General features: G+C 33.2%; 15 protein-coding genes. 2 read left to right on the top strand and 13 right to left on the bottom strand.

From position 1 onward, the window contains the following. Positions 1 to 1,163: 1,163 nt before the first annotated feature. From K7J14_RS14830 to K7J14_RS14865, 8 genes are all read right to left on the bottom strand, one after another. The gene (locus K7J14_RS14830; protein ID WP_230758107.1) at positions 1,164 to 1,433 is read right to left on the bottom strand and encodes a hypothetical protein; all 270 of its coding nucleotides are present in this window, start codon (positions 1,431 to 1,433) and stop codon (positions 1,164 to 1,166) included. Between the two features lie 62 nt (positions 1,434 to 1,495). After that, positions 1,496 to 2,044: a GNAT family N-acetyltransferase gene (locus tag K7J14_RS14835; protein ID WP_230758184.1), complete on the bottom strand. Its 549-nt coding sequence runs from the start codon at positions 2,042 to 2,044 to the stop codon at positions 1,496 to 1,498. Positions 2,045 to 2,153: 109 nt separating this feature from the next. Then, positions 2,154 to 2,576, bottom strand: coding sequence for a type II toxin-antitoxin system VapC family toxin (locus K7J14_RS14840; protein WP_230758162.1), 423 nt, complete (start codon positions 2,574 to 2,576; stop codon positions 2,154 to 2,156). Next, on the bottom strand, positions 2,569 to 2,808 hold the full coding sequence (locus K7J14_RS14845; protein WP_230758186.1) for a DUF6364 family protein: 240 nt from the start codon (positions 2,806 to 2,808) through the stop codon (positions 2,569 to 2,571). The genes K7J14_RS14840 and K7J14_RS14845 overlap by 8 nt, the downstream gene beginning before the upstream one ends. Before the next feature lie 250 nt (positions 2,809 to 3,058). Next, positions 3,059 to 3,850, bottom strand: a complete 792-nt coding sequence (locus tag K7J14_RS14850; protein ID WP_230758188.1) for a hypothetical protein — start codon at positions 3,848 to 3,850, stop codon at positions 3,059 to 3,061. Positions 3,851 to 3,997: 147 nt separating this feature from the next. Then, positions 3,998 to 4,558 carry an AAA family ATPase gene (locus tag K7J14_RS14855; protein WP_230758191.1) on the bottom strand — a complete coding sequence of 187 codons (561 nt, stop codon included), beginning with the start codon at positions 4,556 to 4,558 and terminating at the stop codon, positions 3,998 to 4,000. Between the two features lie 397 nt (positions 4,559 to 4,955). Then, positions 4,956 to 5,834 (bottom strand): hypothetical protein, encoded by an 879-nt coding sequence (locus K7J14_RS14860; protein WP_230758204.1) that lies wholly within the window; start codon positions 5,832 to 5,834, stop codon positions 4,956 to 4,958. 125 nt (positions 5,835 to 5,959) lie between these two features. Further along, entirely contained in the window at positions 5,960 to 7,015 is a 1,056-nt protein-coding gene (locus K7J14_RS14865) for a GGDEF domain-containing protein (RefSeq protein ID WP_230758209.1), read from the bottom strand. Positions 7,016 to 7,644: 629 nt separating this feature from the next. Between K7J14_RS14865 and tnpB the strand changes: the two genes are divergently transcribed. Both tnpB and tnpC read left to right on the top strand, forming a co-directional pair. Then, on the top strand, positions 7,645 to 7,989 hold the full coding sequence (tnpB, locus tag K7J14_RS14870) for an IS66 family insertion sequence element accessory protein TnpB (protein WP_230758062.1): 345 nt from the start codon (positions 7,645 to 7,647) through the stop codon (positions 7,987 to 7,989). Positions 7,990 to 8,032: 43 nt separating this feature from the next. Continuing rightward, positions 8,033 to 9,634, top strand: a complete 1,602-nt coding sequence (gene tnpC, locus K7J14_RS14875) for an IS66 family transposase (protein ID WP_230758059.1) — start codon at positions 8,033 to 8,035, stop codon at positions 9,632 to 9,634. A gap of 468 nt (positions 9,635 to 10,102) precedes the next feature. Here the strand turns inward: tnpC and K7J14_RS14880 are convergent, their stop codons facing one another. The 5 genes from K7J14_RS14880 to K7J14_RS14900 form a co-directional block, all read right to left on the bottom strand. Beyond that, complete coding sequence (locus tag K7J14_RS14880) at positions 10,103 to 10,780, bottom strand: DUF4386 family protein (protein WP_230758216.1); 678 nt, start codon at positions 10,778 to 10,780, stop codon at positions 10,103 to 10,105. A 152-nt stretch (positions 10,781 to 10,932) separates the two neighbouring features. Next, on the bottom strand, positions 10,933 to 11,697 hold the full coding sequence (locus tag K7J14_RS14885) for a carboxylesterase family protein (RefSeq protein ID WP_230758219.1): 765 nt from the start codon (positions 11,695 to 11,697) through the stop codon (positions 10,933 to 10,935). 127 nt (positions 11,698 to 11,824) lie between these two features. After that, complete coding sequence (locus K7J14_RS14890) at positions 11,825 to 12,760, bottom strand: hypothetical protein (RefSeq protein WP_230758221.1); 936 nt, start codon at positions 12,758 to 12,760, stop codon at positions 11,825 to 11,827. A gap of 144 nt (positions 12,761 to 12,904) precedes the next feature. Beyond that, on the bottom strand, positions 12,905 to 13,267 hold the full coding sequence (locus K7J14_RS14895) for a hypothetical protein (protein WP_230758225.1): 363 nt from the start codon (positions 13,265 to 13,267) through the stop codon (positions 12,905 to 12,907). Continuing rightward, a complete protein-coding gene (locus K7J14_RS14900; RefSeq protein ID WP_230758227.1) occupies positions 13,264 to 13,665 on the bottom strand; it encodes a hypothetical protein in 402 nt (133 codons plus the stop codon). Before K7J14_RS14900 ends, K7J14_RS14895 begins: the two co-directional genes overlap by 4 nt. Between the last annotated feature and the right edge of the window lie 54 nt (positions 13,666 to 13,719).

The raw sequence follows: 13,719 nt of genomic DNA on the forward strand, positions 1-13,719 counted from the left end.
TTTACAAACGTTACCAACGTCTTAAATTTTATTACGCAACAAAAATATTTTCTACAGAAAGCTCCGTTTTGTTTTTTACTCTACAGCAGTTTCATACAAAACATTTTTCTTTTCTTTCCATTTTCTTCTATTATATAAGACCAAATCCAGTCCAATTACCTTGATTCGTTTCTGCAAAACATCAAGATCCTATTGTATAGGACTATGGAATGATAACCAGCAACTGAATCAGTTTTTTATTTTGATTTGCTTCGTATAAGCCACTGTAAGGTTATTTATCGAAAACTATTGTGCAGGATTCTCATTTTACTGCTGAATAACCACAGTAATCTAAAAACCTTATATCCAGGATCTTATCAATTCAAGATGTTAAAAATCAATTGAAAAGCAACGTCCTACAGTCACCTTAAATTCTTGATAGTAAAAACGGAACACTGTTTTGCTGTTTTATTTTTAATGGATCTTCAGCATTTATCGCGAGAACTTGCACCGTATTCCAAAATATATTTCGAGATTTATAAGCGTTTTTAGTTCTTCCATCCTCGCCCGCCGAAGGCGTGGGGATAACATTTGCTTAACCTGCGTTTTGTTTGGCGCGGTTTTTGCCGAGCGTAGCGAAGAGCAAAAATCCGTGACAAGCAAATAAGTCAGGTTGAAGCAGTTGTTAGATCGCCAACTGTTAAACAATTCAGTTTATAACCAACTACATCAATGTTAGAAAACGATTTGCAGTACCATTAAAAACCCGAAGGCTGAATCCTTATGACTTGTTATAATGTGAAGACTGAGGCAACTCTTCTGCATATCGTTTTCTAACATCAGTTCCTGCAAGTTTTAGCACAAGTGGTATGAAGTCAACTTCATCAACGAAAGAAAAAGTTTTAATCACGATGACACTTTAAGTAATAAACTAGGTGCAAACTGTATAACCGTTTTTTAGAGTGTTATCATCTGTTGAACTTTTTCTTAAGTTTATTTTCAGCGACAGTTTACTTCAGTTATACACAATCTTCTTCCAAATCTATTTCTTTTTCTTCTATTAATAAGTGTAGATTGGTCGAACTAACATTGGTTTAACCTGCGTTTTGTTTGGCGCGGTTTTTGCCGAGCGCAGCGAAGTGCAAAAATCCGTGACAAGCAAATAAGTCAGGTTGAAACCGTTGTTAGTCGCTTTCTCTTGATATAAACACACCACCAAATAAACTTGTCATTGCATAGAAAGTGATATATTGATCATTATTTATTGATAACCGCACATAATATTTTGTCCCAGATCCTGGACCAACTGGACCAAACAATGACCAACAAACACTTAATCCTGTGATATTTTGATAGTTCTTTTTTACATATTTAACAATTCGTTGTCGCAAGTAATAAATATATATTACATACACAGGAATAACGACAGCTATACTCATTAAAAATGATTTCATTGTAACTTCCTTTTATTATGATTATCAATTAAACTCATCAATCAAAAAAGTTAAATAAATACTCAATTATTACCGGTTATTAAATATTCTGCTTTAATTAATTTTGATACATGTTGATTGCTTATTGTATCAACTGGATTAAATCCGTTTCGTGTATACATCTCGGTAATAGGTTTTCTGTTTCCATCATAATCTAATCGTATGTATTTTTTATTCATTTCTCGTCCATATTCTTTTACCCACTTAAGTATTCTATCAGAGTAATTCTTACCACAATACTTATTACTGATAACAAATTTGTGAAAAAAATATGTTGAATTATCAGTTACTTCTGGCCAATACAACCGATCATACTCAACTAAAATGAAACCACCAATAATTTCATTATTAATTATTCCTACATAAAAAACGGGATTCTCATATTTTTTATTCAATGCCTCAAGAGTAAATTGAGATTCATCCCATAATGGTTTATTCATTGATCGCAACCATTTTACTTTCTCAATATAGATAGAAAGTAATGTATTTATTTCAGTAGAATCAGCTGTTTTTATCGTTAACATAAATTCCTTTAATTTCTTTCCTCGGCGCCGTAGGCGTCCGACTAACATTTGCTTAACCTGCGTTTTGTTTGGCGCGGTTTTTGCCGAGCGTAGCGAAGTGCAAAAATCCGTGACAAGCAAATAAGTCAGGTTGAAGCAGTTGTTAGGAAAATTCCTATTATCTTTTTTTAATCATTTTTAAGTATTCGGCTGGTGTTTGTATAACGAGATCCTTTTCCTTATAGTCTTTTCCATTTCGTGTAAGAATAATCTTAATCTCGTTCTCTCTTGCAGTAAAGTATTGTAACCCATCCTCAAAATCACTAAATTTTGAGTTTAATGCAAGATCAACAATTTTTTCATCAACAGAAATCACTCCGATTATTATTCGTAGTTTTCTTAATAATTCCTTTGCTTTTTCTATTCCTAAAAGTTTCCTTAATATATAGAAGACATTTGCAAAAACCAAGGATGTAGTTATTAACTCAATTTGTTTTGTATCCCCCAGGGTAAAAACTTCAGCTGCAAAATCATAAAAAGGTTCACGTTTACACAACAAATCAAGAATAATATCAGAATCAATAAATACTTTTTTATTCATATTTATGTTCCAAATATTGTACATAGTCGATCTTATTAAGATCTTTCTCAGAAATTACACCGCTTAATTCTTCAACTAATGGGCTAAAATGTTTTATGGGTTCATTTTCAGAAATTAAATTTCTAAAATAATCCTCCACAAGTTTTGATAAACTACGATTATTATTTTGAGCGTATTTTTTAACAGATTGGATCACTGATTGATCAAGTTTTAAGGTCAGCTTTGTTTCCATAAAACACCTCCATATACGTATAACAGTAATGCAATATATACGTATAGTAAAGCGATTTTATGCTATTTTTGTTAAATCATAACATTATAATGATTTCCTTCTTTTACGCGCCGAAGGCGTCGTCCTAACATTTGCTTAACCTGCAATTCCGGCCCGAAGGGCTTGGCGTGGTTTGTGCCGAGCGTAGCGACATGCACAAACCATGACAACAGGAATTGTCAGGTTGAAGCAGTTGTTCGACGTCTCTTCTTTACCAAGAACTTGTTTTCTGAATTAAACTATTTTTTGTTTCTTCTGGGAAGAATTTGTCAATAAACGTACTTAGAGTCGCCGGATCATATTTCATTTGTTTAGCTTCGAGTATTATTTTTCCATTTAATTCTGTTTTGTTTTCATCTAGAAACCAAATTTGCATTAATCCAATTCCATGTACTTTTGCTTCTTGTTCGATTCTTATGTATTTATCATTATCATAAAAATCTTCATCTTCAAGTTGTTCAAAACAATAATATGTTTGACTACCAAATTTTGAATGTGAAATAGCTTCAAAAATACCAGAAAGCTCAAAAGCTGTATTCTTTGGTTTTATTTCATAAGAGATAGTATTGATGATATAGTCAGGTAAATATTTAAACTTTTTTAAAGATATACTTATGGCATCTGGTATTTCCCATTTTCCAATATCTTTTGGTCTTTTATTTCCAGAAACAATAACATCAAACAAATCTTTTCCTTTTAAGAAATCATCTGGCAAAAAAGTTTCTTCAATATATTTCTTAAACGGAATATACAATTCTTCTTCATTTGCTGCTAAAACATTTACATTACTTGTAGATGCTGGAGTAGTACGAGTGATTTTTCCAAATGGCCCACCAAAGGAAGCTATAATTTCAATATAACCTTTATCTCTTAATTCACGTTTAGCTTTTTTTAGTCTATCTTTTTCCCAACCAGTTGCATTTAATGCGGTCTGATTTACAATTCTTCCAGAATCAGGAAGCATTTCATAGATTACAACAGCATCTTCCGATAAGTCATTCATTTTATTCTCCTCTGCGCGAAGCGTCCGTCGAACATTTGCTTAACCTGCGTTTTGTTTGGCGCGGTTTTTGCCGAGCGTAGCGAAGTGCAAAAATCCGTGACAAGCAAATAAGTCAGGTTGAAGCAGTTGTTAGGTTTTTCTTCTTTATCAACTATCTTCATTAATAAAAGTTTCTATTTCTTCAATTGTTGGACAATACTCTTTTTCAGTAGAAACTAGTAATGTAGGTACATCAAATTCAGGAAGATCATATTTTTCACCTGGCTCAAAATAACCAGTTTCTCTATAAACAGAAACTCTTTTATCACCATGATAATATTCACGTTTTGGATTTGCCAAACCTCTTTCCAAATGGCGTAATGCACTTTTGGTTGCATCAATATCGCATATTATAATAATTACATTTGCAACTTTCATAAAATCGGGTATAAAATAATCCCAAATTTTATGATCAAAAGCAGCTTCAATAATCAAAGATATTTTTGATTCAAGCAACTGAATTACTGTATCCTTAAAAATATCATTTACTATTCTATTAGTATCTTTTGGTAAAAGATCATGTTTAATACCAAAAGTATTCACATATCCTTCTTTGAGCTCATCACGACTAACTTTAGGAATATACAAGTGTTTTGATAGTTTATCAGTTAACGTAGTTTTTCCAGAACCTGGTCGTCCTGTAATTACTATACATTTCGGTTTAATCATTATAACAGGATCCTTTTATCATATTTTTTTAACCGTAATTCACTAGCTATAACAACGGTATTAAACTCATTTTAATTAGTTTGTTTAGAACAGAAAAGTCTAGTTCTGTGTTGTAGATGAAACGCAATTAATTGCTTAACTAATGGCGTCCAATAAAGAGTTAATTAAAAGATTTACTTTATACATAATTCAACAGACTTAAAGAATTAACAAAAACAAGCACAATGGTTTAAATCAATATTTAGCACATTCGTTGCGCCGCGAAAGCGGTGTCAACCTAACATTTGCTTAACCTGTAATTCCGGCCCGAAGGGATTGGCGTGAAAATTGCACCAAAGGAGCGTAGCGACGACTTGCAATTTTCATGACAAAAGGAATTATCAGGTTGAAGCAGTTGTTAGAACAAAATTCTTTTATCTATATGGTGTCTATTACAAGTTATACAGAAATCAACTTCTTCATAGGAATCAATATTATGCCAGAAATAATATCGACAGCTTCTGATTTGCTCTACACGTGCTAAACTAAATCCAACAAATCTTCTAACTCTTTTTAATAAATACTTCCCAATTTCAGGTTTATTAATATTTCTAAATACATATTTTATAACAACTGTTAAAATTTCATAATTCGTATAGAAAATTTGAACATATTGCATTGGGAAATACAATATTATATAAACAACAGGTAATAATAAACCAACCAGTGAATTATAATTTACTATCTCATCTGGATTATTGATAAACGAAACAAGTAAATAAGCAATCAATCCTATGGTAAATAGCATTCTTATTTTATTAATTATTGGCATAAGCAATTCGGCATCTTTATGTTTTTTAGCCACATCATAAAATATGAATACAAATAAACTTATTGGTACAATGATTATTTCTATAATGACAGGAAATACATAAGTGTTTGCCAATAATTCAATAAACACTAAAAAGGTAATATTATCTTTTAATCTAGATACTATACTAAAATCTTTAATTTTATTAGTTATTATTTTTTGAGTAAAATACAATCCGCTAATACAGAACCATAATATTGAATCCTTTATCAACCCAATATTTAAGTGATAAATTTTATTTACTCCATATAAAATTATTCCAAAATAGATTATTGAAATAATAATGTATGCTTGTATTTGCCTTGAGAAGAAATTTTTAACAACTTTACCAAATGATTTACGAACATCTTTTATCGTAAACGCGTAAATCATAAAAGATAAAAGCCAAAAGACTAAGGCTATTTCTCTATTTGATAATATATTCATTTTATTTTGTCGCGCCGAAGGCGTCGTTCTAACATTTGCTTAACCTGTGGTTTCGTGCCCGTAGGGCTTGGCGTGATTTGTGCGTCAGGAGCGAAGCGACAGCACAAATCATGACAAAGAAAGCATCAGGTTGAAGCAGTTGTTAGGTTTAATTCATTAACAATTACTCGATTGCGGCCCGCTTGTTTTGCTTTATACAGCGCTGTGTCAGCACGAAGTATATGTTGTTTTAGTTCTTGTTTATCATCGATTAATGATACACCAACACTAATCGTTATTTTATGCTCTATAATTTCAGTACTTTCTACACGACTACGCAATCTCTCAGCATATTGAATTAATTGTGGTATTTCCGTAAACGACACAAGTATTAAGAACTCCTCGCCTCCATATCTAAAAATTGCATCATTCTCACGAGTATTTTCAACCATTATTTCAGCTATTCTTTTTAAAACCTTATCTCCAACATCATGTCCAAAAGTATCATTGACATACTTAAAATGATCAATATCACACATTAAAACAGCAAGAAAGCTTGATTTCCTTAAACTATCTGATAGTTTTACATTATATATTTGATGTAAATAATTTCTATTTAATAGGTTTGTTAATTGATCGTGAGAAGCCTTTTTTTCAATGTTTTCTTGAACAACTTTTTTGATAAAAAAGCTAACAAGTCCTAAAATACATACAATCGCAAATAATAGAAATAAAAACAAATACTGTAAAGCAATGTGGTTATGAGTTTTTATTTCAATTTTATTTACCACAATGTTTGATAACTTCCATAAATTCTCGCTACTATTTAATATTCGATCTTTTTGATTATTCTTAAGAATCTCTTTATATTCTGTCCAAGATTGCAGTAGGTTTGAAATTTCAACTTTATCATTACTGTTAAACACTCCGGTCTTCGAATTTACAAAATCTGATAATATAAAATTTGTTTCATCGATCATTTTTACTGATTCTTTTATGTCCTGATTCAATAAATACAATTTGGTAACACGTTGAATTCCCCCTCTAATTGAACCAATACTATTAATAAAATTAGTTAATTTTTGAATATCATTTACTACATATAGAAAACTGACTGTTGAAAATATTATTATGATAATCGTGATTAAAACAGAAATCAAAACAAGATTAGATCGCCGAGAAATAACTTTACTTGTGTTCATACTTTTCTCCTCTGCGCCGAAGGCGTCAACCTAACATATGGTTGACCTGCATTGCGTACATTGGCGCACTTTGTGCCGCGCGAAGCGCGAAAGCACAAAGTGTGACAATAGCAATGACAGGTCGAACCAGTTGTTAGAAGCAAATTCCTAGTCTTGGTTATTCTTATATATATTTTTTAGATCTACACCAATAAATTCTTTATTTAGAAAAAATATCAATATTGGTGTAGTTGTAAGTTGCGATACAATTTCAATCTTCTTAAGTAAGAATATTAACAATCCAATAACATATAAGGGGAAAAATAGTAAATTCAAAAACCAAAAAATTAATAATAAATTAACTACAAATCCAAAATTGTCTGAATGCTTTTTACATTTGATAATGACAATTTTAAGAATAAAAGAATATAAAACAGCTAAGAAGCAACCGAATAAATTCAATAATATATATGAAAAATCATTTGTAAAGAAACTTATAAATATTATTTCCGGAATTATTAAACAAATAGTTATAATTATTAAGGTAATTTTATTCTGTTCTATTTTGTCATTTATTAGTAACCGTCAAATTCACCCCATAAGTACAATACTCAGAATTCATATGAAATTTTCCCAAAGGAGAACATCATATGATTCTGAGGAAAGACACACGGGTATTTGTCCAGTTGGGGTACACAGATATGAGGAAACAGATTAACGGATTATCAGCACTTGTTCAGGCAGAACGTTCTTCAGGACCATTCGATGGCTCATATTATGTTTTCTGCGGCAAGACGAAGAAGGTTATTAAAGTCTTGTATTGGGATCGGACTGGTTTTTGCCTGTGGCTCAAACGTCTTGAAAAGGACAGCTTTCCCTGGCCGCAGGGAGAATCGGATCTGACAGAAATCACAAGAAACCAGATTCGATTGTTGCTACGCGGTATCGATATCTGGAAAGCTCACAAAGAAGTGCAGTGTTCCATCGCCGGGTAATATTTCTCTTGCCATCAAAATTCCGGCATGATAGAATTCTATCATGCCGAAAACGATGACGGAACTTGAAAAAGAAATTGAGGCTCTTAAAGAAATCGTTAATGGCCTTCAACTTACAATACAGAACAAAGATCATGAGATACAAATCTGGAAAGAAAACTACTTCCTGATCCGTCAGAAATTGTTCGGAAAGTCTTCTGAAAAGAAGCATTTCGAAAAGGATCCCCAGTACCTCTTGTTCGACGAAGCTGAAGCACATGCTGACGAGAAAGCGCCGCCTGTCCAGGAGATCAAGGTCGCCGAACACCAGAGAAAGAAAAGCGGACGCAAACCGAAAGACATCCCGTTGCCGGTTGTTGAAAAGATTCATGAGCTTGCAGGTACGGATCGCGCCTGTCCGTGCTGCGGTAAAGACCGGCCGGTCATCGGCGAAGAACGATCAAGCGAGTATGACCTTGTTCCGGCGCATTTCGTAAAGATCGTTCATGTTCGCCATAAGTACGGACCATGTGCGTGCGAGAGGTTTGAGGAATCAGAGACTGCTCCGATCCTGATCGCTCCTCCTCCGGTGAAGGTCATTCCTGGAAGCGATTTCTCGAACCGCACGACGGCGTTCTTCATGACGGCCAAGTATGCCGATTCCATTCCATTCTACCGAATGTCGAAAGTGCTTGAGCGCTATGGTTTGGGAATCTCACGCGCGACGCTCTCGAATCAGGCAATCGCCGTGGGGCGGGCAATCGGGCCTCTCATCGATCTCATGAACCGCGATCTGATGAACTCTCCAGTTCTTCTCATGGATGAGACAACGGTACAGGTTCTCGACGAGAGCGGAAAGAACAATACATCGAAATCGTATATGTGGGTGCAGCGCGGGTTCCATGACGGAAAACCGATTCACCGGTTTTCATATCATCACTCCCGTGCAGGAACCTTCGCGGAATCCTTGCTCTCGGGTTTCAAGGGTTATTTCCTGCAAACCGACGGGTACAAGGGCTATGCCCGGTTTCATGATGAAAAGCACCCGTCGTATCGACCAGACCTCGTCCATGTCGGATGCTTTGCGCATATCAGGCGGAAATTTGTTGAAGCATGGGAGGTTGCCGGGAAAACCGGTAACGCCCCTGAGGCAATCAAGCTCATCGCGAATCTCTATGAAGTCGAGCGAGAGTTGCGGAAGCAGCTTGACGAGAAAGCAATCGATGAGTCAACGTTCCTTTCACGGCGGAAACGAAAGGCCGAACCGTATTTGTCGGACTTACGCATGTGGTTGTCCCGCAATGCACTGACCGTTGCACCGCAAAGCAAACTCGGAATGGCGATATCGTACGCCTTGGCAGAGTTTCCGCTGGCATCGCGCTACATAGATCATCCCTTGTTGACGCCTGATACGAACGCGGTTGAAAATGCCATACGTCCGTTTGTGATCGGCAGAAAGAACTGGCTGTTCTCGGGCAGTCCCCGTGGAGCGCACGCGAGCGCTGGAATCTACAGCCTGGTTGAAACGGCAAAAGCAAACGGTCATGATCCGTATTTCTATTTTTGTTTTATCTTTGACCGATTGCCGCTGTGCAGGACTGAAGCAGAAATCGAGAAGCTGCTTCCCTACAAGATTACTTCCGAAGAACTAGTCAAGTTGCTCTGAAATTGACGGTTACATTTATTATCATATATTTGACTCCTGTCTTAAATTCTTTTTACTAGTTCTTTTATTTATCAAAATTTGAGAAAAAAATATGCTTGTGATTCAATATTTCAGATCAATATTATCATGTACAAATAGCACGATTTTATATTTATAATATATTACTATTAGTTTGTTTACTTTTTACATATCTATAAAATAAAACTTTATATGAATATTCATAGTATACGTCGATTAATGAACCACAAACAGAATTTCAAATATTGTTTTTATTAATTGCCGGATTTGATCAAATTATATAGCAAGTTTTAGATATAGATACACACATTATTTCTCACCATATCCTCTGCGCGAAGCGTCCTTCTAACATTTGCTTAACCTGCGAGGCGTCATGGCGCGATTCTTGCCGAGGAGCGCAGCGACGACTAGCAAGAATCGTGACATAGCCGAGTCAGGTTGAAGCAGTTGTTAGATTTCTTTTCCTATTCTTACAAAGATCTTTGCATATAAAATGCTAAAGACGTACCATGGAATCAATGATAGCAATGAAAAAATTAAACCAATTGTTCCAGCAGTTGAAGGAATAATCATAAATATTGCTGCGAATAATCCCCAGGTTGCAGTTGCTTTTGAATAATATTTAGATTTATACATTAAAATGGAAATACAAAATAATGCAATTCCATTAAGAACATAATATGTATCAAAAGCTGTCCCTTGCCATCCTAATAAGCATGCTTTTCCAGCTGATTCAAATATTATCTTTTCAGTTTCAATATTTGTGCTAAAATATTCGTAGGAAAGTTTTAATATCTCGAAAGTTTTATTTGATGAAATATATGCTGAAATTCCAATTAATCCTAAAGCTATACCTATTTGTATTACACCTTTATTTACTTCTTTTAAAGTATGATAAAAAGCTAAATATATAATACTAATTAGAATATTATTAATTAAAATAAAAAAATCTGCATGAAAAAATCCGATTACTAAATTATCTTTAAACAAAGAAAACCATTCGATAGTTGTAGTAGGTAGCTTCGTTAATGCAAATACAAGTATCTGAATTGGAATAATGGTGAGCATAATAATCGTTGAAATAAATGCTGTTTTGTAGAGTGACTTGTAATCTTTTAATGCGTTCATTTTGGTTTTTTCTCCTTTTGCCCGAAGGGTCAATCTAACATTTGCTTAACCTGTAATTCCGGCCCGAAGGGATTGGCGTGAAAATTGCTCAAAGGAGCGAAGCGACGACTGCAATTTTCATGACAAAAGGAATTATCAGGTTGAAGCAGTTGTTAGGACTTTGTTTTTCCCAACAACCATTTATATATTTCATCATCTGAATAAACAACACCATGAACATAGTGTTCGCTTCCATCTTCAATTGTATATTTTATATCTATATTTTTCTCTTGTAATTTTTTAATAAACCACGCTTCTTTCTCTAAGGGAATTTCAATATCATTCCTTGAGTGAAATGCCCATATAGAAATATCCTTTAATTTATTAGGACTATTCTTCATTGGAGGGCAATATACTCCACCACTAATCGGAATCATCGCTGAAAACCATTCTGGATAATCCATAGCAAATGACCATACACCCATACCACCCATACTTACACCGGTCAAATAAACATTATCCTTTTTTACTCGATATTCTGATTGGATTTCCTTCATCATTTTATTCAATTTACTCGATAGAAAAGGCCAATATGTTTTATCTGGACATAACGGTGAAACAATAATAAACGGGAAATCCTTATCATCTAAATATGGAATCAGCCCGGATTTCTCACCAAATTCATTATATATTATTAAATTAGGATCATTACCACGTTCTGCCATGCTATGTAAAAAGACAATAACAGGATAATCATCTGTGGTAGCATCATAATTTTTTGGAAGAGCAATTACATAATTCAATTTACTTGATTTTGAATATACAGTTTCAATTGTGTATTTTTTTGGCTGATAAACTAACGCACTAGTTGAAGGTTTAAATACAGCACAACTATTTAATAGAAATATGGTTAAACAATATATACATAATTTCTTCATTTTTCCCCCGCGCGCGGAGCGCCGTCCTAACATTTGCTTAACCTGCGTTTTGTTTGGCGCGGTTTTTGCCGAGCGTAGCGAAGTGCAAAAATCCGTGACAAGCAAATAAGTCAGGTTGAAGCAGTTGTTAGTTGCTTTTTAGCATACACTTCATTCGATATAAATCAATAAATACTACATATTTATCAAAAAAGGGTTTTCCAAGAAATGCATCATAACGAAAGAGACTATTAATGCGATTATTATTATTAAATGTGTTATCAACAAAAAAACACTCTCCCCTATATGCTTGGTTTTGATTAAGCTGTAAATCCAAATGTTTTGCTTTATCTACAGAATAGTAGGAAATCCCATTAAGTGTAGAAATATTTACAACCTCTTTTGTATATTGCTTAGGAAAATATTTTTTATCAAAAACAAGAACATTAGCTGCTCCATTATCAAGTAAGCAATTAACTTGATTATCTTCAATAATACCTTTGATATAATAACGATTATGTTCTGTGTATAATGGAAACTCGTTTCTTTCATAAATGGAGTCATTAAATACAAATACTTTATTTTTATAATCAATTATTACTGATCTAGTATTTTTAAAAGCCGCAAGACATAAAATTGCATCAATTCCTGGTATGGGATAATTTAGAGATGAATACTTCAAATCCAAATTTTGAATTGCTAAGTTTTCAATTTGAAATAACTCAACACTACAATTGACATATGTATTTGTTTTAATATTTAGTAAAGAAACTAAGAAATTAATGATGCTATTTTTTGTAGGAATATTTTCTTGATATGATACATGAAATTTTTCTAATCCAGATTCAAATATAATGTTCTCTAGACCACCTGTATCAATAGAAAACTTAAAACTTTCTCCATTAATCTTCACAACAAATATTGGAAGGTGACATGTCTCTGGAGTATCTCCAAATGAGAAGGGCAGAATACATTTATCTTTATGGTCATCATCTACACTATTTTTATTTTGTTCTTGAGAAATAATATTATATGTTTGAAAAAACAACAAAATAACAATTATAAACAATGTTTTATTTTTCATTTTCTCCTCGGCCCGAAGGGTCCAACTAACATTTGCTTAACCTGTATTTTCGTGCCCGTAGGGCTTGGCGCATTTTGTGCGTCAGGAGCGAAGCGACAGCACAAAATGTGACAAAGAAAATATCAGGTTGAAGCAGTTGTTAGGTTAAAATTCAATTTCACTAATTATTTTTTTATTAATATAATCATTAATTGCATAATACAGATTACTTATGAGATTTTTTGCTACATCACTTGTTGTAATCTCACTTTTATTAGTTTTTGATTCAATAAGTATAAACATAATATTTGCTTCATATTGAACATTAAAATCTATTGAATAATCGGGCATTTTTTGCATTATAAAATATACATTTCCAGTATTTGATGGTGCTCTATATACTCTATAAATCTCATTGGAGTTTATAATCGATTTTTTTATTTCAGAATCATCATCACTTATCCAATCAATTTTACCGGCTTGTGTTTCATTTATCATTTTTTGGACAAATTGTTCTAAATTATTCATATTTCCTCCCTTTCTAAATCAATAATTATTTCTTTATATATTTTTAGGAAATGAATATAATTTTTATTGCGTAATCGCCATTGCTTTAATAGGAACCTCTTTTTTAGTGATTTAATTACTCCATAATTTCTAAGTATTTGTTCATTTGTACTTCGTATTCTGTCATCAATATCGCTAGGATTTAATGAAAAGTCATTTTTATTTTTATCAAGTATTCCAATAATTTCATTAATATCTGATATACACAAATTAGATTTTTTTGCTTTTTTTATTTTATCACGAATGTTTAATACAGATATAAATGTAATAAGAGTAATTAATAAACCAATTATTGAAACTGAAAAACTAATTACTTGTCCTAGATCTGTTTTAATAAATAAACTGAAATTATTGATCATAATTACCTCAAGATAATCACCTATTTCTTATATTCCTCGGCCGCCGAAGGCGTG

The sequence above is a fragment of the Teretinema zuelzerae genome (assembly GCF_021021555.1).
Lineage (GTDB): Bacteria > Spirochaetota > Spirochaetia > Treponematales > Treponemataceae > Teretinema > Teretinema zuelzerae.

What these genes read in the sequence shown, in the direction of transcription:
- K7J14_RS14830 (WP_230758107.1), bottom strand. Translation starts at nt 1,433, where the DNA reads ATGAAATCATTTTTAATGAGTATAGCTGTCGTTATTCCTGTGTATGTA.
- K7J14_RS14835 (WP_230758184.1), bottom strand. Translation starts at nt 2,044, where the DNA reads ATGTTAGTCGGACGCCTACGGCGCCGAGGAAAGAAATTAAAGGAATTT.
- K7J14_RS14840 (WP_230758162.1), bottom strand. Translation starts at nt 2,576, where the DNA reads ATGAATAAAAAAGTATTTATTGATTCTGATATTATTCTTGATTTGTTG.
- K7J14_RS14845 (WP_230758186.1), bottom strand. Translation starts at nt 2,808, where the DNA reads ATGGAAACAAAGCTGACCTTAAAACTTGATCAATCAGTGATCCAATCT.
- K7J14_RS14850 (WP_230758188.1), bottom strand. Translation starts at nt 3,850, where the DNA reads ATGAATGACTTATCGGAAGATGCTGTTGTAATCTATGAAATGCTTCCT.
- K7J14_RS14855 (WP_230758191.1), bottom strand. Translation starts at nt 4,558, where the DNA reads ATGATTAAACCGAAATGTATAGTAATTACAGGACGACCAGGTTCTGGA.
- K7J14_RS14860 (WP_230758204.1), bottom strand. Translation starts at nt 5,834, where the DNA reads ATGAATATATTATCAAATAGAGAAATAGCCTTAGTCTTTTGGCTTTTA.
- K7J14_RS14865 (WP_230758209.1), bottom strand. Translation starts at nt 7,015, where the DNA reads ATGAACACAAGTAAAGTTATTTCTCGGCGATCTAATCTTGTTTTGATT.
- tnpB (WP_230758062.1), top strand. Translation starts at nt 7,645, where the DNA reads ATGATTCTGAGGAAAGACACACGGGTATTTGTCCAGTTGGGGTACACA.
- tnpC (WP_230758059.1), top strand. Translation starts at nt 8,033, where the DNA reads ATGCCGAAAACGATGACGGAACTTGAAAAAGAAATTGAGGCTCTTAAA.
- K7J14_RS14880 (WP_230758216.1), bottom strand. Translation starts at nt 10,780, where the DNA reads ATGAACGCATTAAAAGATTACAAGTCACTCTACAAAACAGCATTTATT.
- K7J14_RS14885 (WP_230758219.1), bottom strand. Translation starts at nt 11,697, where the DNA reads ATGAAGAAATTATGTATATATTGTTTAACCATATTTCTATTAAATAGT.
- K7J14_RS14890 (WP_230758221.1), bottom strand. Translation starts at nt 12,760, where the DNA reads ATGAAAAATAAAACATTGTTTATAATTGTTATTTTGTTGTTTTTTCAA.
- K7J14_RS14895 (WP_230758225.1), bottom strand. Translation starts at nt 13,267, where the DNA reads ATGAATAATTTAGAACAATTTGTCCAAAAAATGATAAATGAAACACAA.
- K7J14_RS14900 (WP_230758227.1), bottom strand. Translation starts at nt 13,665, where the DNA reads ATGATCAATAATTTCAGTTTATTTATTAAAACAGATCTAGGACAAGTA.